The sequence below is a fragment of the Clostridium celatum DSM 1785 genome, assembly GCF_000320405.1.
GTDB classification, from domain to species: Bacteria; Bacillota; Clostridia; order Clostridiales; family Clostridiaceae; genus Clostridium; species Clostridium celatum.
Genome location: NZ_KB291634.1, coordinates 1 through 25689, shown reverse-complemented (window position 1 = coordinate 25689; position 25689 = coordinate 1). Strand labels below are relative to the sequence as shown.

Annotated in this window: 24 protein-coding genes and 1 pseudogene; 5 read left to right on the top strand and 20 right to left on the bottom strand. The window is 26.1% G+C overall.

Annotated features, from left to right (window positions below; genetic code table 11):
* The first annotated feature begins 159 nt into the window (after positions 1–159).
* A complete protein-coding gene (locus HMPREF0216_RS06975; RefSeq protein ID WP_394371342.1) occupies positions 160–1416 on the top strand; it encodes a methionine gamma-lyase family protein in 1257 nt (418 codons plus the stop codon).
* 39 nt (positions 1417–1455) lie between these two features.
* Here HMPREF0216_RS06975 and HMPREF0216_RS06970 read toward each other — a convergent pair whose 3' ends face one another.
* Entirely contained in the window at positions 1456–2334 is an 879-nt protein-coding gene (locus tag HMPREF0216_RS06970; protein ID WP_005212927.1) for a DUF3267 domain-containing protein, read from the bottom strand.
* Between the two features lie 67 nt (positions 2335–2401).
* Positions 2402–3004, bottom strand: coding sequence for a transcriptional repressor LexA (gene lexA, locus HMPREF0216_RS06965; protein WP_005212925.1), 603 nt, complete (start codon positions 3002–3004; stop codon positions 2402–2404).
* 158 nt (positions 3005–3162) lie between these two features.
* Here lexA and HMPREF0216_RS06960 point away from each other — a divergent pair, with 158 nt between their 5' ends.
* Positions 3163–3543, top strand: a complete 381-nt coding sequence (locus HMPREF0216_RS06960) for a hypothetical protein (RefSeq protein WP_005212923.1) — start codon at positions 3163–3165, stop codon at positions 3541–3543.
* Between the two features lie 123 nt (positions 3544–3666).
* On the opposite strand, the gene HMPREF0216_RS06955 is transcribed toward HMPREF0216_RS06960, so the two are convergent.
* The 6 genes from HMPREF0216_RS06955 to purB form a co-directional block, all read right to left on the bottom strand.
* Positions 3667–4644: a tyrosine recombinase XerC gene (locus tag HMPREF0216_RS06955; protein WP_040419287.1), complete on the bottom strand. Its 978-nt coding sequence runs from the start codon at positions 4642–4644 to the stop codon at positions 3667–3669.
* A gap of 564 nt (positions 4645–5208) precedes the next feature.
* Entirely contained in the window at positions 5209–5397 is a 189-nt protein-coding gene (locus HMPREF0216_RS06950) for a hypothetical protein (RefSeq protein WP_005212918.1), read from the bottom strand.
* A gap of 111 nt (positions 5398–5508) precedes the next feature.
* The gene (locus tag HMPREF0216_RS06945; RefSeq protein WP_005212916.1) at positions 5509–6117 is read right to left on the bottom strand and encodes an acetate uptake transporter; all 609 of its coding nucleotides are present in this window, start codon (positions 6115–6117) and stop codon (positions 5509–5511) included.
* Between the two features lie 71 nt (positions 6118–6188).
* Positions 6189–8108 (bottom strand): ABC-F family ATP-binding cassette domain-containing protein, encoded by a 1920-nt coding sequence (locus HMPREF0216_RS06940; protein WP_005212914.1) that lies wholly within the window; start codon positions 8106–8108, stop codon positions 6189–6191.
* Positions 8109–8208: 100 nt separating this feature from the next.
* Complete coding sequence (locus HMPREF0216_RS06935; RefSeq protein ID WP_005212912.1) at positions 8209–10047, bottom strand: hypothetical protein; 1839 nt, start codon at positions 10045–10047, stop codon at positions 8209–8211.
* Positions 10048–10185: 138 nt separating this feature from the next.
* A complete protein-coding gene (gene purB / locus HMPREF0216_RS06930; protein ID WP_040419282.1) occupies positions 10186–11616 on the bottom strand; it encodes an adenylosuccinate lyase in 1431 nt (476 codons plus the stop codon).
* A 132-nt stretch (positions 11617–11748) separates the two neighbouring features.
* On the opposite strand from purB, the gene HMPREF0216_RS06925 reads away from it, so the two are divergent.
* The gene (locus HMPREF0216_RS06925; RefSeq protein ID WP_040419280.1) at positions 11749–11967 is read left to right on the top strand and encodes a DUF378 domain-containing protein; all 219 of its coding nucleotides are present in this window, start codon (positions 11749–11751) and stop codon (positions 11965–11967) included.
* 76 nt (positions 11968–12043) lie between these two features.
* On the opposite strand, the gene HMPREF0216_RS06920 is transcribed toward HMPREF0216_RS06925, so the two are convergent.
* The 10 genes and pseudogenes from HMPREF0216_RS06920 to HMPREF0216_RS16740 form a co-directional block, all read right to left on the bottom strand.
* Positions 12044–12304 carry an HPr family phosphocarrier protein gene (locus tag HMPREF0216_RS06920; RefSeq protein ID WP_005212908.1) on the bottom strand — a complete coding sequence of 87 codons (261 nt, stop codon included), beginning with the start codon at positions 12302–12304 and terminating at the stop codon, positions 12044–12046.
* A gap of 139 nt (positions 12305–12443) precedes the next feature.
* Positions 12444–12704, bottom strand: a complete 261-nt coding sequence (locus HMPREF0216_RS06915) for a stage V sporulation protein S (protein WP_005212907.1) — start codon at positions 12702–12704, stop codon at positions 12444–12446.
* A 189-nt stretch (positions 12705–12893) separates the two neighbouring features.
* Positions 12894–14456 (bottom strand): ribonuclease Y, encoded by a 1563-nt coding sequence (gene rny, locus HMPREF0216_RS06910; RefSeq protein ID WP_005212906.1) that lies wholly within the window; start codon positions 14454–14456, stop codon positions 12894–12896.
* A 184-nt stretch (positions 14457–14640) separates the two neighbouring features.
* Positions 14641–15681, bottom strand: a complete 1041-nt coding sequence (gene recA / locus HMPREF0216_RS06905; protein WP_040419278.1) for a recombinase RecA — start codon at positions 15679–15681, stop codon at positions 14641–14643.
* A 180-nt stretch (positions 15682–15861) separates the two neighbouring features.
* A complete protein-coding gene (pgsA, locus tag HMPREF0216_RS06900) occupies positions 15862–16449 on the bottom strand; it encodes a CDP-diacylglycerol--glycerol-3-phosphate 3-phosphatidyltransferase (RefSeq protein WP_040419276.1) in 588 nt (195 codons plus the stop codon).
* Positions 16433–17749, bottom strand: a complete 1317-nt coding sequence (gene rimO / locus HMPREF0216_RS06895) for a 30S ribosomal protein S12 methylthiotransferase RimO (protein ID WP_425458699.1) — start codon at positions 17747–17749, stop codon at positions 16433–16435. The genes pgsA and rimO overlap by 17 nt, the downstream gene beginning before the upstream one ends.
* Positions 17750–17846: 97 nt before the next feature.
* A pseudogene (locus HMPREF0216_RS06890) lies at positions 17847–20198 on the bottom strand (DNA translocase FtsK).
* A gap of 108 nt (positions 20199–20306) precedes the next feature.
* Positions 20307–21071 (bottom strand): ClpP family protease, encoded by a 765-nt coding sequence (locus tag HMPREF0216_RS06885; protein ID WP_005212900.1) that lies wholly within the window; start codon positions 21069–21071, stop codon positions 20307–20309.
* Between the two features lie 63 nt (positions 21072–21134).
* The gene (locus HMPREF0216_RS06880) at positions 21135–21812 is read right to left on the bottom strand and encodes a hypothetical protein (protein WP_005212899.1); all 678 of its coding nucleotides are present in this window, start codon (positions 21810–21812) and stop codon (positions 21135–21137) included.
* Between the two features lie 124 nt (positions 21813–21936).
* Positions 21937–22179, bottom strand: coding sequence for a hypothetical protein (locus HMPREF0216_RS16740; protein ID WP_005212898.1), 243 nt, complete (start codon positions 22177–22179; stop codon positions 21937–21939).
* 206 nt (positions 22180–22385) lie between these two features.
* Here HMPREF0216_RS16740 and HMPREF0216_RS06875 point away from each other — a divergent pair, with 206 nt between their 5' ends.
* Entirely contained in the window at positions 22386–22721 is a 336-nt protein-coding gene (locus HMPREF0216_RS06875; protein ID WP_051040671.1) for a PadR family transcriptional regulator, read from the top strand.
* 39 nt (positions 22722–22760) lie between these two features.
* Here HMPREF0216_RS06875 and HMPREF0216_RS06870 read toward each other — a convergent pair whose 3' ends face one another.
* Positions 22761–23360: a hypothetical protein gene (locus tag HMPREF0216_RS06870; RefSeq protein WP_005212895.1), complete on the bottom strand. Its 600-nt coding sequence runs from the start codon at positions 23358–23360 to the stop codon at positions 22761–22763.
* A gap of 113 nt (positions 23361–23473) precedes the next feature.
* Positions 23474–24499, bottom strand: coding sequence for a hypothetical protein (locus tag HMPREF0216_RS06865; RefSeq protein ID WP_005212893.1), 1026 nt, complete (start codon positions 24497–24499; stop codon positions 23474–23476).
* Between the two features lie 307 nt (positions 24500–24806).
* On the opposite strand from HMPREF0216_RS06865, the gene HMPREF0216_RS06860 reads away from it, so the two are divergent.
* A complete protein-coding gene (locus HMPREF0216_RS06860; RefSeq protein WP_005212891.1) occupies positions 24807–25607 on the top strand; it encodes a tyrosine-type recombinase/integrase in 801 nt (266 codons plus the stop codon).
* Positions 25608–25689 lie beyond the last annotated feature (82 nt).

Sequence of the window (25689 nt, the reverse complement as noted above, 5' to 3'; positions counted from 1 at the left end):
TAAACAGGGGGTTTTTCAACAAACTGAAAGATGAAAGTTTTACTTTCATCTTTTTTCTAATTTAAAACAAAAATCTTTATATTTAGACTTTTATTATATATAATAGGTATTGAAATAATGAAATAGAGGAGTAGTAAGATGTTAAAAAATACTGAAAAAATGATGATAGAAACATATGGCATAAAAGAAAATGCCTTTGAAATTTATAAAAAGGCTTTAGCGGATGTAGAAGAACAATTTAAGCTATATGATGAAATAAGAGAATATAATCAATTAAAGGTTTTAAATGCTTTCCAAGAAGAAAGAATAAGTGATATGCATTTTACTAATTCATCAGGGTATGGATATGATGATATAGGAAGAGATACATTAGATAAAGTATACGCAAGAATTTTTAATACTGAAAGTGCATTAGTTAGACCTCATTTTGTTAATGGTACTCATGCAATTGGTTGTGCGCTAATGGGCAATTTAAGAACTGGGGATACAATGGTATGTATTACTGGTGCACCTTATGACACACTGCATAATATTATAGGAATAAGTGGTAAAGAAAATATAGGTTCTTTAAAAGAATATGGTGTTAATTATAAGCAAGTAGATTTAAAAAATGGTACATTCGATACTGAAAAAATTATAGAAGTTTTAAAAGAAGACCATAGTATAAAATTAGTACATATACAAAGAAGTACTGGATATGGATGGAGAAAATCTTTCCTAGTATCAGAAATAGGAGAAATCATTTCTGTAATTAAAGGGATAAGAGAAGATGTTTGTATATTTGTAGATAATTGTTATGGTGAATTAATAGATACTATAGAGCCAACAGATGTTGGAGCAGACTTAGTTGCAGGTTCTTTAATTAAAAACTTAGGTGGTGGTATTGCACCTACTGGAGGATATATAGCAGGAAAAACTAAATATGTTGAGCAAGCAGCATTTAGATTAACTACACCTGGAATAGGAGGGGAGTGTGGATCAACATTTGGTGTAATGAGACAATTATATCAAGGATTATTTTTAGCCCCACATATAGTTATGGAAGCATTAAAAGGGGCAGTTTTTTGTGCTAGAGTAATGGAGCTTGCTGGCTATGAAGTTTTACCTAAGTATGATGATAAAAGAAGTGATATAATTCAAGCTATTAAATTTGGAGATAGAGAAAAACTTATTAAATTCTGTAAGGGAATACAAAAGGGTTCTCCAATAGATTCATTTGTTGAATGTGAACCATGGGCAATGCCGGGGTATAATGATGAAGTTATAATGGCAGCAGGTGCTTTTATTCAAGGATCATCAATTGAATTATCTGCTGATGCACCTATAAGGGAGCCATATATTGCATATCTTCAAGGTGGTCTTACATTTGATCATGCTAAAATAGGTACATTAATATCTTTAAATAGTATAATTTAAATTATAAAAAGGTCGTATAAAATGGTACGACCTTTTTTGTTATTTTATATCAGAGTTTATAGTATTATCTATAGGTGGTTCAGAAACTACATTAGTAAAATCATCATTTTTTAAATCTTTGGGAGAGTCATCGCTTTTAAACTCTAAGGTATCTTCAATGTTATTAAAATTATTGGAATTATCGAATAATTCTAATTGATCTATATCAAAATCAGTATCAATAAGATTATCTAAAGTAATCTCATTATTACTAACATCATTAATATCAGTATTATTAACGTCAGTAGTAACCTCCATTATATCAGATGAAGTATTTTCTAAAAGATAATCGTAATTATTAGGAATAATAAATAGTGATTTACATCCATTATTAGTATCTGAGATTAATTCTAAAATAATATTTAATAAATCTTCAGAAGATAATATTGCATTTGCAAATGAGAGTGCATATAAATTTAAATTAAAACCTATAACAGATATAATAATTAAAGGAATAAGAGAAAATATTAAAAATGGGGTTATAAGACTAAGAAAAAGCCTAAAACTATTAATTTCTTCTGTTAATTCGCTAGTTAATAATCTATTTTTATTGAAAAAGATAAGTTTATTTACTTTATTTTTAAAAGGATTCTTATAAAAAAGTGAATGAATAAATTCATGAGGGATTTGTATTAAATAAAAAATTAAGAAATATAAAATAGCAAAGGATAGCAAATATATTTTTAATTCAGAAACTGAAGAAACATTAAAGTATATTGAATAGCCAAAACCAAATCCATAAAATAAGATAAACATTATTCTAACTAAAAGTCGTAAATTTAAATATTTATCTCTATTAAAAAACTCAATTGGACATATTATATTAGCATTATCAAAATCATATTTGTTTTTAAAAAAATGACCAATAGATATTTTCATTGAATTACACCTCGTTTTTAAAGATTAATAAAAAAGAATCATACAATAAAGTATGACTCCTTAAGTATTAATATGTCCTAAATAATCCAACTAATTTACCTAAAATAATACAATTATCAACTATGATAGCATCCATATTATCATTTTCAGGTTGAAGTCTAATATGTCCATCTTCACGATAAAATCGTTTTAAAGTAGCTTCATTTTCTATTAATGCAACTACAATATCGCCATTACGAGCTGTTTGACATTTTTCAATTATAGCTAAATCTCCATCAAAGATTCCTGCATTGATCATACTATTACCACTTATATTAAGCATAAATAATTCGTCGTTATGCTTGATATAATTTAAAGGAAGTGGAAAAATATCTTCAACATTTTCATTAGCTAAAATAGGAATACCAGCAGTTACCTTTCCTATTATAGGAACATTAACCATTTCTTTTTTTATTGAATTATCTATTATTTCTAAAGCTCTAGGCTTTGTTGGATCTCTTCTTATTAAACCCTTACCTTCTAGTCGTTTAAGATGACCATGAACAGATGACGTGGATTTTAACCCAACAGCTTCACATATTTCTCTGACAGAAGGTGGGTATCCTTTGTTATCGGTGTAAGTTTTTAAAAATTCATAAATTTCATTTTGCTTATTATTTACTTCACGCATTAGTAACACCTCACTTATTTGAGATAATTATAACATACCTAATTAGTAATATCAAACTTATGTTCTTAAAATTTAAAAAAAATGTAAAAAATTTATCTTGTAAAAATATGAATAAACTGATAGAATAAAAAAGTTAAAAACTTTTAGGTGGTGATTATATGACAAATAAATATACTGAGGATGATTATTGTGATATATACTCAAAAAAAATTTGTGATAATTGTGGAAAGTGTTTAGAGGAAAATGGGGTTGACATAAGAGCAATAAATATTGATGATATTGCTAAAACAGTTGAAGAAAACTCATTTATAGAAGATGAATTAAAAAAAGCTCTAGAATTATTAAATGAAGAAAATAGAGAAGAGGATATAGAAGAAGAGATAGATATAGATATTCAATCTGAATTAGAAGAAGATTACATAGATGCTTTTGATAACATTGTTTACTTAGATGAAATTGGAGTAGAAGAGGATTCTGAACTAGATGAATTGACAGAAGAATTATATCCAGGAATAAGAAAGTTAAAAAGAAACAAATAATAAAAATAAAAGAAACATAGTTATAAATTATGTTTCTTTTATTTTTGTCTTATTATTTTAATAAATTAATAAAAAAATGCTAAAAATACGAGTGTTGAACATATGTTCTTAATAGTGTGTTTATCATATATTAGCTAAAGGATTAGAGTTTATAGCATCTCTAAGTGCATCATCATCAACATGAGTATAAATTTGAGTTGTTGAAATATTTTCATGACCAAGTATACTTTGTAAGCTTCTAATATCTACATTGCCATGTTTATACATTAATGTAGCTGCTGTATGTCTTAGTTTATGAGGAGTATATTTATCATTTAATAATCCAGCATCTTTTATATGTTTTTTTACAAGTAATTCAACAGTTCTTTTATTTATAGGCTTTCCTCTAGAAGAAAGGAATAAGAAAGCTTTGTCTTCTGTAGTTGATTTATCTTCATTTCTAATTGATATATACTTATTTATAGATGTTATACATGCGTTATTTAAATATACTGTACGTTCTTTATTTCCTTTCCCAATAATATTTAGTGTATCTCCTTTAATTTTATCAATTTTAATAGAGCATAGTTCAGATAAACGCAAACCACAATTTAAAAATAATGTTAAAATACAATAATCTCTATAATAGTTAGTATTATTTACATCTAATGAAGTTAACAAGTGTATACTTTCATCTAAGTTAAGATATACAGGGTTTCTTTTGCTTATCTTAGGTGACTCTAATTCAAGTGCTGGATTAATAGAAATTATCTTGGCTTTACCATATAAAAAGTTAAAAAAGGATTTTAAAGTAGCAACTTTTCTTGCTCTAGCATAGGAACTATTATTTCTTTGCTTTTCAACAAAAGATAAAAATGCATATAAATCAGTTAAAGTAATATCTTTAACAATATTCTCATTTATATCGGATATTATGATTTCTTCAAATTCAATATCTTTAGAAGTTTCAATACCTTTATATACTTTCAAGAATCTAAAGAATAGACAAAGATCTAGTTTATAAGCATTAACAGTATTTATAGATTTACCTTTAATAGTAGATAAATAATTAAGAAAATCTAATAGTATTACGGGAAGAGTAGAATCAGCTTTTATATCTATACCAAATTGATTAAAAGCTTGAAACTTTTCATCAGTATTTAATATTAATGCACTTTTATCTATATTTAATTTGTTAATTGTATTACATTTATTAGCATTTTTAGCTTTTATTAATGATCTATTTAAACCTAGTTCTTTTAGCCATATTTGTATGGTTCTAACTCCAACTTTATAAATAGTAGCTAATTGACTTGAGGTTAGATTATGAATTTCAACTAATATATATAAATCCGTTATTATATATTCATATCCACGATTTATACCAAGTTCAGCAAAATTATTTTTTATGATATTAATTTTTTCAATATCAACAGCAGTTAGCTTTATAGATAATAGAGATTTTACTTCAGATGAGTATTCATAGTTCTTATATTTAAAAGTTTTTGTTCTACCTATAGCCAAAAATATTCCCCCTTAAAAATATAGATAAAATAGCATAATATATACACGAAATTTTAGAAATGTATATTTAGCGAAATTTTAATAACGAAAAAATAGTGCCTTTCTTTAGTAATATTTAATATATTATAGTTTAAATATTACTAAAGAAAGATATTTTTAAACTTATTTTTCAATTTCAATTATGTTTTTAATAAGTGATTCTTTAATAAGCTCAGATTTAGAAAAACCTTTTCTAAAATAACGAATTTGTTTATATTTTTCATTATTCATTTCAAAATCTAATATATCAATTCTATCTCCAATATAAAAAATAGGTTCTTTTTGACCTTTTATATTAATTTGAATTTTCATTAATTTCCTCCTATGTTATGTAATAAATGTATATTTATATTATACAATATATATTAACAAATAAACAATAAAAAAAGGAAAAGCTTATTTTGCTTTTCCTTTTTTTATTGTTTATTTAAATATACCAAATGGCTTTCCAACTGGTAAAAATACTTTTCCAAAGTGCTTATTTAATACTGCTGCTGCAGAACCATAGAATGACATTAAAGCAATTAATAATTCTGACCAAGCTGCTAAAGAATGAGAAATTTCAGGCATTATACCAAATGCGTTTAGTGATAAGCCTAAGAATAAACAATCAATTAAAACAAATATTGTAAATAATACTTTATGAGTTTCCATAGCTCCTATAGTCATGTAAAGTGAGAATATTAGATATGCTAAAAATGCAAATCCTAATTGCTTGCTATCAGCTGCTAAAGCTAATTTTTCTCCAAAAACACCATTTTGAATTAGCCAAGTAAAGCCCATTGAATACCAGAAGAATGCAAAAGCACCAAATGCTGTAGCACCAAATGTATTATCATGTTTAAAATCATTAATACAAGCAAATAATTGAGCAGTAGCTCCTAAGAATATTGCCCAAGGAAAAACTAATGATACTCCACTTGTTAATCCTAATTTTTGAGAAGATGCTACAAGTGTAATTACAGCAAGTCCAAATAATCCTAATGCAGATGGATCTGCAGTTACAATTTTAATCTTTTGTGTATTTTCCATAATTTCCTCCTAAAAAGTTAATCTAATAATTTCGACTTTTAAAGGTTAACAGAAAGTAAATAACTTGTCAATTATTTTTGACTGTTAAATTCTTTGATTTTTAAATCTAAATTTTCTAAATATTCTTGTCTTTCATATTTAAACATTAACTCTTCTTCTAAAGTATTTTTTTCTTTATCTAGCTCGCTTAGAAGACCATAATTGCTAGCATTTTTGCTCATCTCTTCTTCTATTGATGATATTGCAATTTCAAGCTTTTCAATATCATCGTAGATAGTTTCGAATTCTTTTTGTTCTTTAAATGTAAATTTAGGTCTTGTATCTTTATTTTTTATATATTCTTTTTTCTTTTTTTCCTTTGAAGAATTAGTATCGGCTTTATTACTATTAGAATCTTCAATCTCTTTATAAATTAAAAAGTCACTATAATTACCATTATATATAGAAATATTCCCATTATCGAAAGCAAATATTTTATTACAAATTCTATCTAAAAAGTATCTATCATGTGATACAACAATTACTATTCCAACAAACTCATCTATAAAATCTTCTAAAATTTTAAGCGTTTCAATATCTAAATCATTAGTAGGCTCATCTAAGATTAATACATTAGGTGATTCCATTAATATTCTTAAAAGATGCAGACGTCTACGTTCACCTCCAGAGAGTTTTTCTATAGGTGTATATTGTTTTGTTCCATCAAATAAGAAACGTTCTGCTAACTGAGAAGCTGAAATTTTTATACCACTATCAGTTGGTATCCACTCTCCTCCTTCTTTAATATAATCTATAGCTCTCATAGATAAATCCATATGAGAATCATCTTGTGTAAATGATTTAATTTTTACAGTGTCACCTATTATTACATCACCATTATCATTTTTTAAATCACCTGTTATTATATTTAATAAGGTTGTTTTCCCTACACCATTTCTACCAATAATACCAATTCTATCTTCTTTTAAAAAAGTATAATTGAAATTATTTATAATATTTTTATTATTAAAAGATTTGCATATATCAATAAGTTCAATTGTTTTTTTACCAAGTCTTGATCCGATGAAAGGCATATCAATCTTTGGTCTCTCTTCTATATATTCTTTGCTTACTAACTCATCAAATCTTTGTAATCTAGCTTTTTGCTTAGTTGTTCTAGCTTTAGCCCCTCTTCTTACCCATTGCAATTCTTTTGCTATAAGTTTTTGTCTTTTTTCTTCCATTGATTGTTCAAGTTCTATTCTCTCAACTTTTTTTTCTAAGTATGTTGTATAATTTCCAGTATAGGAATATAATTTTCCTCTATCTAATTCAAGAATTTTATTACTAACTCTATCTAAGAAGTATCTATCATGAGTTATCATTAATAAAGAGATATTTTTAGAGTTTAAATACTCCTCTAACCACTCTATTGATTCAGAATCAAGATGATTTGTAGGCTCATCTAAAACTAATAAATCACAAGGTTTTATTAAAGCACCAGCTAAGAATACTCTCTTTTTTTGACCACCAGAAAGTTTTCCCATCTTCATTGAATAATCAGATATTCCTAATTTATTTAAAATAGTCTTTGCTTCACTTTCTAAAGACCATAAATTTAAAGAGTCTATCTTATCTTGAAGTTTAATTAATTTATCATTTATATCAGCATCAAATTCATGGTTGTTTAAATAGTCTACTAATGACTCATATTCTTTTAATAGTTTCATTTCTAAACTATCACCATTAAATATTTGATCTATTATAGTAGAATTCTCATCAAACTTTGTATCTTGACCAAGATATTCTATTCGTACATCTTTACCTTTTGTTATATTTCCGTTGAAAAATTCATCTCTTCCAGTTATTATTTTTAATAATGTTGATTTACCGGAACCATTTAACCCAATTAATCCTATTTTATCCCCAGTATTAATTCCCAAAGAAATATTATCTAAAAGAATTGTTTCACTATAAGATTTTGATATGTTTTCAAGTGTTATTAAGTTCATAATTTTCTCCTTTGCTAACTTCTATATGACTAAAGCTTCATTGAATAATTTTAACATCAAAATTATTATATTGCAAAAAAAAGAAGCCTTAAGGCTTCTTTTATGCTAATGTTAATAAGGCATTTTGTATTTTTATTAATTCATCATTTTTATTAATCCACCAATCTCTACTCCAGATAAAAATTATATTAGAACAAGCACTCCTCAAAGTGAGAAGATTTATTAAATCATTTTTTGTAAATGAATTAATGGGATTTATATATATGATTATACTTTTAGATTCATTAGAATTTTGTTTAATTTCTATTAAATTATTATTTATTGTAATTAAATAATTAAAAGGTTTTAATAACTTAATTATTTCATTTAAAATTTTATTATTTGATATATTTAGGTTATTATTAGCATCTTTAGGTATAAAGGATTTAATATTTGAATCCTTTAAAATAAGATCAAAATTAGTAAAATAGTTTTTTTTGTTATTAATAACAGGTTCTTCTTTTAATATATAAATAGGATGTATAATATTGATAATTTTTTTTATATTATTTATAGGGTGTATTTTAGAAATTTTTATAGGTAAATTCCTTGTAATTTTGTTTGAAATTATATTGCTATACAATGGTTTGGGTGCTAATAAGCTAAATGTATTCATTAATAATGTTTTAAATGATTTTATACCATAATCTAATGAATTTAAATAATTATTAATATTATTATAGTTATTTAAAATTTTACTGTTTTTTAATTCTATCTCATAAATGGATTTATAAAAAAAGAATTCAGGTATAAATGATATAAGCTTTTTTAAAGAATCTTTATTAGGATAATATTTATAAAAATCTTCTAAAATGCTTAATTCTAATTTACTAATACTACTTACTTTCTGTTCTATTTTTAAATAATTATCATATGCCACTAATAAATTTTTAAGTTCTGCAATATAGGATTGCAATTCATCATCTTGTAATATATATTTTTTTATATTATCAAAAATATCTTCATTAAAAATTTCTTTTATGAAAGAAAATGAATTTACATATAAGTTTAAATTATCTATATTCTCCATATATTGATTGTAAATACATTCTTCTTTTTCTTTATATTCATTTAAAAGTTTTAGTTTTTCTATTTTGACTTTTTTTCTATTAAATAAATATCTAAAATTAAACTTTGAATGGGTATTGATTTTATTTAATAAGTGACTATTATGTTTTGAATTTACCTCTTTAGCTATATCTTTAAGAGTTTCCATGTCGTAGTTTTTATAATATATAGATTTATTTATAAAATCAGTTGTATACTCATTAAAAAATATAGGTGGTATAAATGCATATGAGTTATTTAATATACTACTTAATTTAGTTATAGCAGAATGGATAGTTTTTTCATCAATTTTAGAATTTAAACTTTTAAATCTAGAAGAATTTTCATATTTTTTGTATTTAATAAAAGTATCTATTAAGTTATCTTTTAATAAATTAGTAGTCGAAGTTATAATTGAATCAGTATCGTTGTCTTCAAATAAGTTTGATTTGTTTATAATATTATAAAACTCAAATTTTTCATCTTTGAATTCTATATTTGAAATTGTTTTATTGTATAAATCATTTAATGAATATAGGGAATTGTTTTTAAGTGAAAAGGTATTAAAAGTATCTAAGATCTTATTACTATCATTTTTAATTTTTCTTTGAATAACCTTTAATTTTTCTATGTTTTTATTAAATTCTATAGAATTTAATTTTAAGTTAAAATGAAAAATATCGTTATCTTCTAGAATTAAATGATATCTATTTAATATATACACTATTTCAGATAACTCATCAGATATATTAGGGTTATCTTTTATTATAAGTATTTTCTTTTTATCAAATAAATAAGTTAAAATTTCTTCAAATGCATTGTTCTCGATTATACACTTATAGAAAGTATTCATATAAACCTCAATCTTGATAAAAATTATTATTAATATATGGTATGTAAGGTTTTATAATTAGATTACTATTATAGTAAAAGGAATTATATAAAAATATAATTCCTTTTTCTATAGTAAGATAATTGTATCAGATTCACATTAAACATTTATCTCACTTTTTATATTTAAAGCATCTAGATTATCATTTATAATAGGTTCTACATATTCATTAATAAATTCAGTAACTTGACTTGGAGCTCTTCCCACAAATTTACTTGGATCTATAATTGATAAAATTTCTTCTTTGCTTAAATTGAAATAATCATCATTAATTATTCTAGTAATTAAATCATTATCTAAACCTTCACCTTTTACTCTTTGAGATGCATTCATAGAATGAAGTCTTATTCTTTCATGTAGCTCTTGTCTATCTCCACCTTTTTTTACAGCTTCCATCATTATATTTTCTGTTGCCATAAATGGTAGTTCGTTATTAACATGGCTAGATATAACTTTATCATAAACTACCATGTTTTCTGCAATGTTAATATAAAGATTTAATACACCATCTAATGCTAAAAAAGCTTCTGCAACTGATATTCTTTTATTTGCAGAATCATCTAATGTTCTTTCAAACCATTGTGTAGCAGCTGTTATAGCAGGATTTAAAGAGTTAACAATGACAGTTCTTGCAAGTGCACCAATTCTTTCGCTTCTCATAGGATTTCGTTTATAAGCCATAGCTGATGATCCAATTTGATTTTTTTCAAATGGTTCTTCTATCTCCTTCATACTTTGAAGTAGTCTTAAATCATTACTAAACTTATAGGCACTTTGCGCAACTTCTGATAACGTATTTAAAACTATAGAATCAACCTTTCTTGGATAAGTTTGCCCTGTAACCCCATAGCTTTTATCAAATCCCATTTTTTCAGCTACAAAGTTATCTAAAGCTTTTACCTTTTCCTCATCATCGTTAAATAAATTCATAAAGCTAGCTTGAGTTCCAGTAGTACCTTTTACCCCTCTAAGCTTTAATTTACTTAATAAGAAGTCTATGTTTTCTATATCTAAAACTAAATCTTGCATCCATAAAGTAGCTCTTTTCCCTACTGTTGTTAATTGAGCAGGTTGGAAATGAGTAAATCCTAATGTTGGCATATCTTTATATTTTTTAGCAAAATTACTTAGATGATATAAAACAGTTACTATTTTTTTCTTTATTAGCAATAAAGCATCTCTCATGATAATAATGTCAGTATTATCACCAACAAAGCAGCTTGTTGCTCCTAAATGGATGATTCCTTTAGCATCTGGACATTGTAAACCATAAGCATATACATGACTCATTACATCATGTCTAACTTCCTTTTCTCTAGCGATTGCTTCAGCATAATTTATATTATAAATATTAGATTTTAATTCTTCTATTTGACTATCTGTTATATTTAAACCTAAATGCTTTTCACCTTCTGCTAAGGCAACCCATAGCTTTCTCCAGGTAGAAAATTTCATATCATCTGAGAATATGTAGCTCATTTCTTTTGATGAGTATCTTGAATTTAATGGCGAATTATATAAATTTGTCATAACAGTACCTCCGAATATTTTTTACTATTAAACCACTATCATTCGTATTATATCATATTTTTCTTTATTTTGTTAGCATATTTTAAAAAAAATTTCATATTATATAATATGAATTATAAAAGGGGGATGGATATGTATAAGTTAAACATTTTAGATAAGATTTCTATAGTATTAGTTTTAATTGGAGCTATAAATTGGGGAATTATTGGAATACTAAATAAAAATATTGTTGCTATATTAGTTTCAAATTCCTATATACTATTAAGAATAATATATATAGCCATTTTTGTAGCAGCTATTAATCTAATTATCTTACCATTTAGATGTGGCATAAAAACTTTTAAAAATTAAAAATTAAATTTATAATACTGAATATATTACATAAAGATGTAAATAAAAAAAAGTGCTATAAGCACTTTTTTTATTATTAATCTTCTAATGTTTCTATTAACTTTGCAATTTCTTCAGCTGCAAGAGTTTCATCATCACCATTTGCAGTAACAGTGATATTAGCACCTTTAGTTACTCCTAATGATAAAACACCTATTAAGCTTTTTACATTAGCTTTTTTTCCGTTAAATTCGATGCTTACATCAGATTTGAATGATGAAGCCTTTTTAACTAATAAAGTCGCTGGTCTTGCGTGTAAACCAGTTCCGTTGTTTACTACTACTTCTTTAGATACCATTTAACACACCTCTTTACGTTTTATATATTATATAATTATATATCTAACGATTACATTATATAATGGATTTAAAAAAATTTCAATAGTAAACATTATGTTTATAGAATAAAAATTTGCTAATTTTACTTTTATCTATAAATTACCTTGGTTGAACTATTAATTTTATTGCAGTTCTTTCTTCACCATCAATTTCTATATCGGTAAAAGCTGGTACGCATACTATATCACGACCACTTGGAGCAACAAATCCTCTTGCTATTGCTATTGCCTTTACTGCTTGATTAATTGCTCCAGCGCCTACAGCTTGAATTTCAACTATATTTTTTTCTTTTATTATAGCTGCTAAAGCTCCTGCGACTGAATTTGGATTAGACTTTGTTGATACTTTTAATACTTCCATTTATATTTCTACCTCCTAAATTTAAAATCGTTTACATAAAATGAAAATGATTTCTTATAATATTAATATTCTATAAAAAGAAAAAAATTCCTTCTAAAATTCACAAAAAAAATAAAAAATTCATAAAAAAATAAAAAAATAAAAAAATACATTTAGTATTACTACGAAATGTATTTTTTTATTTTTCTATTATTTAGCAAAATCCACTGCTCTTATTTCTCTTATAACATTTATTTTAATTTGCCCTGGATATTCTAACTGTTCTTCAACACTTTTAGCTAAATTACGAGCTAATTCAATTGAACCTGCATCGTCTAATAGTTCTGGTTTAACCATGATTCTTATTTCTCTTCCAGCTTGAATAGCATATGACTTATCTACGCCTTCATAAGAATTGGCAATTTCTTCAAGTTTCTCTAGTCTTTTAATATAAGCTTCTAGTGTTTCTCTTCTAGCGCCAGGTCTAGCAGCTGATATTGCATCTGCTGCTTGAACTAATACGGCTTCTAAAGACATCATTTCTACATCACCATGATGAGCAGCAATTGCATTAACTATTAATGGTGATTCATGATATTTTTTAGCTAAGTCTCCACCTATTAATGCGTGAGGACCTTCTTGTTCTTGATCTACAGCTTTACCAATGTCATGTAATAATCCAGCTCTTTTAGCTAAATTTACATCAAGACCTAATTCAGAAGCCATTAATCCAGCCAAGTAAGCTACTTCAATAGAATGTTTTAAAACATTTTGACCATAACTAGTTCTATATTTTAGTCTTCCTAAAAGTCTTATAATTTCAGGATGTAAACCATGTACTCCTGTTTCTAGAGTTGCTTGTTCGCCTTCTTCTTTAATATCATTTTCAACATCTCTTGTGGCTCTTTCAACCATTTCTTCAATTCTAGCTGGATGTATTCTTCCATCTACAATTAATTTTTCAAGTGCTATTTTAGCTACTTCTCTCCTAATAGGGTCAAAGCTAGATAAAATAACAGCCTCTGGAGTATCATCAATTATTAAATCAACTCCTGTCAATGTTTCGAGTGTTCTAATGTTTCTTCCTTCTCTTCCAATAATTCTGCCTTTCATTTCATCATTTGGTAATGCAACAACATGAACTGTTGATTCAGATACATGATCTGCAGCACATCTTTGAATAGCAGTAGTAATTATTTCTCTAGCTTTTTTATCAGCTTCTTCTTTTGCTTTTGATTCAATTTCTTTAATCATTAAAGCTGCATCATGAGAAACTTCTTTTCTTACTTCGCCTAATAGAAGTTCTTTAGCTTCATCAGAAGTTAAAGTTGAAATTCTTTCCAATTCCTCTCTTCTTTTAGTAAATAACTGCTGAACATTCTCTTCCAATTGATCAATTTCTTGCAATCTCTTATTGATAGTTTCTTCTTTCTTTTCTAAAAGATCACTCTTTTTGTCTAAAGATTCCTCTCTTTGAAGAATTCTTCTTTCAAGCCTTTGAATTTCATTTCTTCTCTCACGAGAATCTCTGTCTAAATCATTTCTTAGTTTGTGAACTTCTTCCTTTGCCTCTAAAATAGACTCTTTCTTAGTTGCTTCAGCTTCTTTTTTAGCTTTTTCAACTAAATCTTCAGCTTCTTTTTCTAAAAGTAAAACCTTATTTTTTGTGGCTTTTTGTATAGCTTTGTATACGATATAACCGAATACTGCTAATAGTAAAATATCAACCAATATAATAGGTAATATTCTATCCAAACTAACACCTCCTCGCATAAACCTCTATTTAATTTATAATCTAATAGAAAACGTCTAGGTGTCATATTATTCTCACTATTCTATGAATATGATAAACCAGTATTTGTTATTATTTTACCTTAGAAACAAAATTATGTCAAGATTACTTAGAGTGTGATAAATAAAAAATGATATGTATTTTACATATCATTTTTTAAAAAGATTATTTTTCATCAGCTTTCTTAACTGCTTTAGGAGCAGTCATTAAAGGTAAGTTATATTTTTCTCTGATTTTATTTTCTATTTCTAAAGCAATTTCAGGATTATCTTTAAGATATTGCTTTGCATTTTCTCTTCCTTGTCCTAATCTTATATCATTATAAGAGAACCAAGCACCACTTTTTTGAACGATATTTTCTTTAACGCCCACATCGACTATATTACCTGTTCTTGAAATACCTTCATTATACATGATATCAAATTCAGCTTGTTTAAATGGAGGAGCTACTTTATTTTTCATAACCTTAACTCTTGTTCTATTTCCAACAATTTCATCTGCTTGTTTTATAGAATCAATTCTTCTAACATCAAGTCTTATAGATGAATAGAATTTAAGTGCTCTTCCTCCAGTTGTAGTTTCTGGATTTCCAAACATTACACCAACTTTTTCTCTTAACTGATTTATAAATATAACAACACATTTAGATTTATTAATAGTACCAGTTAATTTTCTTAATGCTTGTGACATTAATCTTGCTTGAAGTCCTACATGAGAATCACCCATTTCACCTTCAATTTCAGCTCTAGGAACTAACGCAGCAACAGAGTCAACAACTAATACATCAATTGCTCCAGAACGTACAAGAGCTTCTGCTATTTCTAATCCTTGTTCACCTGTATCAGGTTGTGAAACAATAAGATTTTCAGTATCTACTCCAAGGTTTCTAGCATAACTAGGATCAAGAGCATGTTCAGCATCAACAAAGGCTACAGCTCCACCAAGTTTTTGTGCTTCTGCGGCTATATGTAAAGCAACTGTTGTTTTACCAGAACTTTCAGGACCATAAATTTCAATTATTCTTCCTCTAGGAACACCACCTATTCCTAGTGCTATATCTAAATCAAGACAACCAGTGGAAATTGAGTCTATATTAAGCGTGCTATGTTCACCTAATTTCATTATTGAACCTTTACCAAATTGTTTTTCAATTTGACTCATAGCATTTTCGATTGCTTTTAATTTATTTACATCAATATTTGTCATAAAATTACCACCCTTCTTTATGAACATTTGTTCTTATAGTTAAGATTATAAATTATTATTGTAATATAGTCAACAAAAATTAAATTATAATATTAATTCACATTATAGTCTAAAAGTTCCAACTAAAATATTTAGAAGGAACTTTTATAATTATATCCATTATTTGTATGTTTTAATCTGTTATTTCATTGAAATTACATGCTTATTTTTAACAAAATAATCTATGCCAGACACTATTGTCATTAAAACAGCAATTATTAGTGCTATTTTAGGAGCATAAGCAAAGAAAGTTTTAACTATTTCATTATTATTAACCATATTACTTAAATAAGCTGTAGATTCAATATTTACTTGGAATAATAATAATAATATAGCTATTATTTGCGTAACTGTTTTAATTTTTCCCCACCAGCTTGCAGCGATTACTTTTCCTTCAGAAGCTGCTAAAGTTCTAAGTCCTGATACTGCAAATTCTCTAGCTATTATTACTACAGTTGCCCATCCTGGAATTAGGTTAAATTCAACCAATGAAATTAGTGCCGCTGTTACTAATAATTTATCAGCTAGAGGATCCATAAATTTTCCGAAATTAGTTATTTCATTTCTACTTCTAGCTATATATCCATCTAATTGATCAGTTAGTGATGCTATAATAAATATCAATGTAGCAATAATTGAACCATATGGTATGCCTTTTACTACAATGAATATTAGAAATATAGGAACTAAAATTATTCTAAGCATCGTTAATTTATTTGCTAAATTCATTAAAAACATCTCCTATTAAATCGTAGTCCATTACATCGGTTATTTTAACTTTAACTATATCGCCTATTTTTAAATTAGTATTCTTTTTAATAAATATAATACCATCAATTTCAGGAGACATTTCATAATTTCTTCCAATGTAATATTCTCCATTATTTCCATCTATAATAGTATCATAAATATTGTCGATTTTCAATTTGTTTTGTTCTTTTACGATTTTTCTTTGGATTTGCATTAATATTTCTTTTCTTTGTTCTTTTACATCATCTTCAACTTGATTATCCATTTTTGCTGCTGGAGTTCCCTCTTCTTGTGAATATGCAAATACACCAACGTTTTCTAATTTATAATCAGTTAAGAATTCTTTTAATTCGTTGAAATCTTCCTCTGTTTCACCTGGGAATCCAACTATAAGAGAAGTTCTTAAAGCAATTCCTGGAACTTTTTTTCTTAATAATTCAATCTTGTTTATTATAGTGTCTTTATTAGTTTTTCTAGCCATTTGTCTTAAGATTTTTGTACTTATATGTTGAATAGGTAAATCTAAGTATTTAACTACTTTTTTATTAGTAGCAATTTCTTCAATCAACTCATCTGTAATTTCTTCTGGATAGCAATAAAGTAGTCTAATCCATTCTATCCCTTCAACTTCTGAGATTTCTCTAATTAATTCATGTAGATTTTTTTTATTGTAGATATCTACACCATAATTAGTTAAATCTTGAGCTATAAGTATAATTTCTTTTACGCCAAAGTCTACTAACTTCTTTACTTCATTTAAGATACTTTCTTTTGTTCTGCTTCTAAATTTACCTCTTATTTTAGGGATTATACAGTAAGTACAAAAGTTATTACATCCTTCTGCTATTCTAACATATGCTGTATGAGTTTTAGTAGTAAGAATTCTTTCACCTTCATTGATTCCTTCATCAGTATAAGATGTTGATGATACTCTTCTTTGAGTTTTAATGAAATCTAATATTAATTTGTGTAGTTTCATATAGTCATTAACTCCCATAAGTATATCTATTTCAGGAATTAATTCTAACAACTCATCTCCGTATCTTTGCGTAAGGCAACCAGTTGCAATAAGCATTTTACAGTTATATTTATTTTTATATTCAGCCATTTCTAGAATAGTATCTATAGATTCTTGTTTTGCACTTTCTATAAATCCACATGTATTTACAATAATTATATCTGCTTCTTTAGCATTATTAGTTATTTCATAAAATTTATTGATTGTTCCTAATATAAGTTCTGAGTCTACTCTGTTTTTATCACAGCCTAAACTAACCATTCCAACTTTATATTTATTCAAAATATTTTCCTCCTAAGTGTATATAATAATAATTATTATTTTAATTTAACATAAGAATATTTACAAGTATTTTATATTAATCTCTACTATAAAGCTCTTCTTTACTTACTAATACCTGTCTTGGTTTGCTTCCATCTTTTTCTGAAATAATTCCACGCTCTTCTAAGTCCTCCATTATTCTAGAAGCTCAATTAAATCCTACTCTTAATTTTCTTTGAATAAATGAAGTAGATGCTTGTTGATATTCTACTACAATTTTAATAGCTTCGTCTAATAGTTCATCAGATTCACTATCTGATGCGACTTCTGTGGTATTTTCATTATTAATATGGTCTATTATATCATTTGAATAGTTAACCTCTTCATATGATGATTTTATGAAATCTACAACATTTTCTACTTCCTCTTCAGAAATAAATGAGCCTTGCACTCTTAATGGTTTATTTTCTCCTATAGGATTATATAGCATATCCCCTCTTCCTAATAATTTTTCAGCACCAGTTTGATCTAAAATTGTTCTAGAATCAATTCCTGATGAAACAGCAAATGAAATTCTAGATGGAATATTAGCTTTTATAACCCCTGTAATAACATCAACAGATGGTCTTTGAGTTGCTATAATTAAATGCATTCCTGCTGCTCTAGCCATTTGTGCTAATCTACATATATAATCTTCAACATCATTAGGACAGGCCATCATTAAATCAGCAAGCTCGTCCACAATCATTACAACATAAGGAAGCTTTTCATCTATTTCTCCTTTTTTATATAAGTTATTATAGGATTCAATGTTTTTAACTTTCATTTGCGAAAATAAATTATATCTCTTATTCATTTCATTTACTGCCCAATTTAAAGCACCAGCTGCTTTTTTTGGATCAGTAACAACTGGAATAAGAAGATGAGGTATACCGTTATATACACTTAACTCAACAACTTTAGGGTCTATCATTAGAAGCTTAACATCTTTTGGAGAGTACTTATATAATAAACTTATTATTAAAGTGTTAATACATACCGATTTACCTGAGCCTGTAGCACCTGCAATTAGCATATGAGGCATTTTGCTTAAATCACCAACAATACATTTTCCAGTAATATCTTTTCCAAGTGCAAATGCTAATGTTTTATCAGTATCTGTAAATTCTTTTGAATCTAAAACTTCTCTTAAAAACACAGGGGCTTGTTTCTTATTTGGAACCTCTATACCTATTGCCGCTTTCCCAGGGATGGGAGCTTCTATTCTTACACCATTTGCAGCTAGTCCTAAAGCAATATCATCTTGTAAATTAACAATTTTAGAAACTTTAACACCTGGACTAGGTTGTAGTTCGAATCTAGTAACTGAAGGACCTTTTGTTACTTGAATAACTTTAGCATCTACTCCAAAATTAGAAAGTGTTTCCTCAAGTTTATTAGCACTATCTATTAAATCTTTTTTATCCTCATTTTTTAATTGAAGTTTTGAATTTATGTTAAGTAAATCTACATCTGGGAAAATATATTTCTTTTCTGTAGTTTTTTCTAAAGAATTTAAGTTATCTTCAATTTCTTTATTTACCACTTCTTTATTTACTATATTTTTTGTTTCATAAAGCGTAGTATTAGTGGAAAAGGAAGAATTATTACTATTTTTCTCTTCAAAATAATCATCTGCATTTATATCTTGAAAATTTGAAAAAGTTTCTAAATTAGAATTTTTCATAAAGTCCAGTATTTCAATTTTATTATTTATATCATTAATATAATTACATTCTTCACTATCATCTAATTCTGAAGAGATATTCTTTTCTTTTTTTACTTTAGATTTTGATAATTTTTTACTTGGTTTAGGGTTTGTAAAATTATCCTTTAGTAGACTAGTAACGTTTTTGAATTTTATATATATATCATATAAAGTAATATCTAAGAATAATATAATACAAATTAAAATTAAAGTTATATAAACAATATAGCTACCAATAAACCCAGTTAGTTTATAGAGTGGATAAGTTATTAAATAAGCTAAAATTCCACCATGTAAAGATGTACTTGTATAAAATGATATTTTTTTTAATGTATTAGCAAAGTTTATAGTTTCTAGGTCACTAACAGCTTGATTAATATTTATCGTGCTACACAAAAGCCAAACAACTATAAAAAATATTGAAAGGCTAAAAAACTTTCTTGAATAAGTTGCTTTCCCCTTTGATTTTATAGTATTAATACCAAGACAAATTAAGAAAATAGGTATTGCATAAATAATTATACCTATAAGTGAGTAAAGAATTTTTCGTGTAAGAATGGATAAAATACCAGCAATGTTTGTATATGTTGAAAATGCTAATATAATACCTATAGAAATTAATAATATGGCCTTAATATCTCCCTGCATTTCGAAAGAAGACTGCTTGGGCTTATTCTTTCTTTTCTTCTTTTGAGTTGCCATTTTATCTACCTCCTTTTGTAAAAATATAATTGGAAATTATAGTATAATCATAGTATAGTACTATTTTAATATAATTTACAAATAAAAAGAAACTCCCAGAGGGAATTTCTAGTTATTTTTATTATCTGCATTATTTATTAATTCGTCAAGTTTATCTAATGCATCTTTTATACCACCAACTTGATTTATTAAACCACATTCAACAGCCTGTTCTCCTATTAACATAGTACCCATATCGTTTAATAGTTCATCTGAACGCAACATCATTCTTTCTAATTCATCTTTATCTATTTTAGATGTTCTAACAACAAAATTATTTATTCTTTCTTGCATCTTTTTGAAATAATGGAATGTTTGAGCTACACCTATAACAAATCCATTCATACGAACAGGGTGAACTATCATAGTAGCTGAAGGTGTAATAAATGAAAAGTCAGCAGAGGTTGCTAATGGAACACCTATAGAATGACCACCACCTATGACAATTGAAACAGTAGGTTTAGAAATTGAATTTATCATTTCAGCGATAGCCAAGCCAGCTTCAACATCTCCGCCCACTGTATTTAATACTATTAATATTCCTTTTACCTTATCATTTTGTTGCATTGATATCAATTGAGGTATTATATGTTCGTATTTTGTTGATTTAGTTTGAGGTGGGGACACAACATGACCTTCTATTTGACCTATTATAGGTAGTATTTGAATACTTTGATGATCACCACTAGAGTTTAATGTTCCAAGTTCTTTTATTTCTTTAAGTTTAGCATCTTCCTTTTTTTCTACTGATTCATCAGTTGTTTTTTTATCCTTTTCTGGAACTTCTCCTTCAGAAGTATATTCAATATTTGAGTTATAGATATTATTTTGCATTATTAATTCCTCCTAATTATAGCTATATTTTATGTAGTAAGATATTAAAATAATCATTTTATACTAATTTCTTATATCTAAAACAATGGCATATTTAACATAACCATTATCATATGTACCTTCTATTATTAGTATTATTTTTTTATCAAGAGTAGGAACTTTAAAAGAACCTTTTTTTAATGAAATTTCTTCATTATTATTTTCGCCATATATGTATGTAGTTAATTTTTCAGGTTTTCTAGAAAATTCAAGATTAATAGTTTCACCTGGACGTACTTTTAAAGAAGGTTTTTTTAGTAAGGTATCATAATCTTCAATTATTACATTACTTACTGAATTTTCTGTATTGTTATTCTTTACAGTAAAGTTGTATTCGCATAAATATTTTGTAGAATGTTTTCCGCGTAAACGTACAATTAAGCTTGGAACAATGTTATCCTGTGCTTTTTTAGGAGTTTTATTTTCTTTGCTATTTGTAGTGTCTGGTGTAACTTCTGTGTCATTTTTATCTTTATTTTTTTCTAATTCTTTTAATTTAATCTGCTCTAGTCTTTGTTGATCAATAACTTTTCTTTCTTCTTTTAATTCTCTTTTTAAATCTTCTAATTTTTTATAATCTTTATTATTCTCATTAATGGATTCGGAATTTTGATCATTTTCATTAATAGGTTCTGCGTAAGGAGTTTGAAATAAAAATAGAACTGTGATTAAAGTTAATAGTATAGTTTTTACTTTTATCATATATATCACCTCTAAATGATAGTTCTAAATTATTTTTCCCTTTTAATTAAATTCTATTTATAAAAAGTTAATCAAAAAAAGTGCATCAAAAATTTGATACACTTTTGATGCACTAAAGTCTAGATTACCAGCAGCCTCCGCAAAAGAATAATAATATTATTATCCACCACCAGCCGCCACCGCAACCACCGTAGCCGCCGAATCCTCCGCAATTACCATAGCCACCGAATCCTCCGCAATTACCATAGCCACCGTAACCACATCCGCAATTATTTTGACCGCAGCAATTGCTAGGGCAACAACAGTTATTTTGACAACAGCAATTGTTTTGGCAACAGCAGTTTCTTCTACAACATTTTCGAGACATGTTACTCATCTCCTATCATTTGTACTTTAATATATTGTATTCATATTAATGATTTAAGGTGCTTTTTAATATTAAACTTTTAATAATTAGACATAATATCTAAAATTTGATAAAATTATGTATACAATCTTTAAAAAAAGAGGAGTGATTTTTTGAGTGGTAATAGAAATAGATTAGTTGCACCTAGAAATACGGTTAATACTAAAATGCTGTATTCATTTTATATATTAAAAGAACTATCCAAAGGAGAAACTGTATTTGGAAATAAAATATTAGAGGTTTTTAGAGAAAAATTTCAAAGTACTAATTTGCCATTTCCTGTTTCTTCAAGCACTATATACGAAACATTATATGACCTTGAAATTAAAGGTTATGTAATAAGTGAATGGGTTGGGAATGAAGTATTAAATAAAAGAAGCAAAAAGATATACCATATTACAGATGAAGGAATTCAATACTATAAAATGCATGTTGCCGACTATGTAGATAATTTAAAGAAAACTAAAAATACAATAGATGTTATGATTAATATGTTGATATAAAAAGAGTAAAGTTTACGAATTATATTTAAAACGTAAACTTTACTCTTTAATATATTGTTCATCTAAAGAACGTAACAAATTTCTATATCCTTCCTTCATAAGGGGATCACTATATAATTCCTTGAAACTAATATTTTCAATATCTTTATTAAGAATTTTTAAATAGTTATTACCGTAGATTTTTTTTAAAATACTAAAAAAAACACTTCTTATATATAAGTAGTTTGAATCAGTAAGTTTATCAATTTTACTTAGAGAAATATGAGCGTTATCAAGTATAGCATAAAATTGATATATGTAACTTAGTTCTTTTAATGAATAATCCTCACTTAAAGATGCGACTATTTTGTGATAATTACTATAAGCTGGAATAGTATAATGCTCTAATGGTTTTTCAGTATTCTGAAGATAGCGTATACTTTGATAAATTGCAGTACAAAAATCTAATCTTATAATATTTATATTTATGTGTTTTTCTTGTAATTTATATTTTTCTTGATAAGAAAAGTCTTGAACTTTTAACTTGTTTTGTTCATTTAATGAGAGTTTATTAATATACCAACTACAACAGGCTCCAATTACTGAACCAAGAATTAATCCACCAGATGAAATAAGAGCTGAAATTAAAGGCATTGACATTTTAAAACTCACCTCTTCATACTAAATTTTAATATCTATACATAATAATAGTATAATCAGAATGGATTAAAATATTATAACAAGAGTATAAAAAAGTGAGTTGTTAACTTCTTCTATTTTAGATTAGATTGATTAAGTTTTATTTTGAAAAGTTCTTCCTGCAATTCATTTATTTTATTATTTGCCTTTTGAAGTTCTAAATCCTTATTTTTTTCAATTTCTCTAATAGTATTATTATTCTTTTCATTTATTTCTAATATTCTGGAAGAGTTATCTAGTAATAAATTTTGAATTTTCTTATTTAATTCCTGATTATAATTAAGTAAGTTTTTGTTTTCTTCTTTTAATTCATTTAAAAGAATTTGATTTTTAACATTTTCTTTATTTGAATTATCCAATAATTGTTTATTATACTCATAATCTTGCAAGTTGCTTTCTAATTTTTTTATATAAGTTTTAAGTTCGGAAATTTCTTTTTGATAAATATCATTATCGTTAGAGAGTTTATTTAAAGTGTTTAAGTGAGTCTGTAAGCTTTGGATAATTTCACTTTTTTCTTTCAGTTCCTTTTCTACTGTTGTAAGTGCTAAATTCACTCGACTAAAACTATCTTTTACATCCTCTAATTCTTGATCTTTGGATATAAGGTTTTTTTGTATACTTTTAATCTCTTCCATTAGTTTTATATTTTCGTTTTGAGCTATAGAAATTACTTTATCTTTCTTAGTTAGTTCTTCTTGAATTTTACTTAAGTATTTTTCTTCTACGAAAGTAGCCATTTCTAAAGAATTTACAAAACTATTTTTTATTGAATCTAATAAAAAATTAAATTTATCTATTTCAGCTTTCCTATCAGTATATTTATTATCTGTAGATATAGTAAAAGTTTCATATTGATTCAATAATGCTAATACCATACTTTCAGCATCGGTAAACTTTGATTGTAATGTGTTTAATCTTTCTTTAGTAGATTTTTTTAATTTTAATCCTTTGGTTTCGATTTTATCTCCCTCTGTTAAATTTGAATTTACATTAGGATTCGTATCATTTAATGAATGTATATCCATATTATTATCTATATTTGAATTAATATTATCATTAAAACTTAAATTTTCTTGAGAATTATCTGTATTTTCCATTTTATTACTCCTATTCTATTCAAAACTTTGGTTAACCATAGTTAACTTAGTTAACTATGGTTAACTTGATGAAAATATTATAACATATTTTAAAAAGGATTTCTATGAAAAAAACTAAAAAAATACCATCAAAAAAAACTGCGTACAATACCGAATGTGCGCAGTTTTTTCTAAAAACATTGATATTACTAGGTTTGTATAGTATATTATTATTATAAAAATATAAAAAGCGCAGTTTGGATGTATGAAAAGCGCAGTTAATTTAAAAAGCATATTCGATTTATAGAAGAAAGGAAATTTTAAAATTATGTTAGATGAAGAAATGTTAGAAATGATGAAGTTCTATGAATTTTATAAAAAAATGAGAGCAAGTGAAGTTAATAGTGAGTTAACTTCAAATTTTACTGAAGATAGTATAAAAACAGAGGGAGCAATTAAAAATAATAATAATGCATCAAAAAAAGTAGAGGTAGAAGTAGAAAGTAATAATAATAATAATAAAGAAGAGAATAAAAAAAAGAATTATAAAGCAACAAGACCCCTAGAAGTTAAAGAATATGAACAAATAATTAAGTTGTGCAAGGAAGGATTTAGTTATTATGATAAAAAGACGGGACGTTCTAGAAAATTTAGACCTAATCCATCATTAGCATTTGCTTTGGCACTTCAAGCTACTTTAGGATTTAGAGCTTCAGATATAGTTAATTTAAAGGTTTCGGATTTCAATAGAAGTAAATTTTCTATTAAAGAAATAAAAACAGGTAAATGGCAAAATAGAGAATTAAATGATGCAATGTATAACAAATTATTAGAATATGCCATTAACAATAATTTAGATAAGGATGATTTTATTTATCCTAATAAAGTAAGAAACATGCAACAACAATTAAAAATAATAACTGATTATTTAGGATATAAAAACATTGGTACCCATTCATTTAGAAAACTTTTTGCTCATACATTATATGAAGAATCAGGACATGATATTGAATTAGTTAGACATGTATTAAATCACTCTGATATAAAAACAACTATGAGATATTTAGGGGTAAGCATGAAAAGATTAAAGGAAATGAGCAACAAAATAGATTTCTCTTATGCACTATAAAAATAGTGGTTTAATATAATATGGATTAATATAATAAAAAAATGATTTAGTGAGACTGTAGATAATTTTGTGTAATATAGTT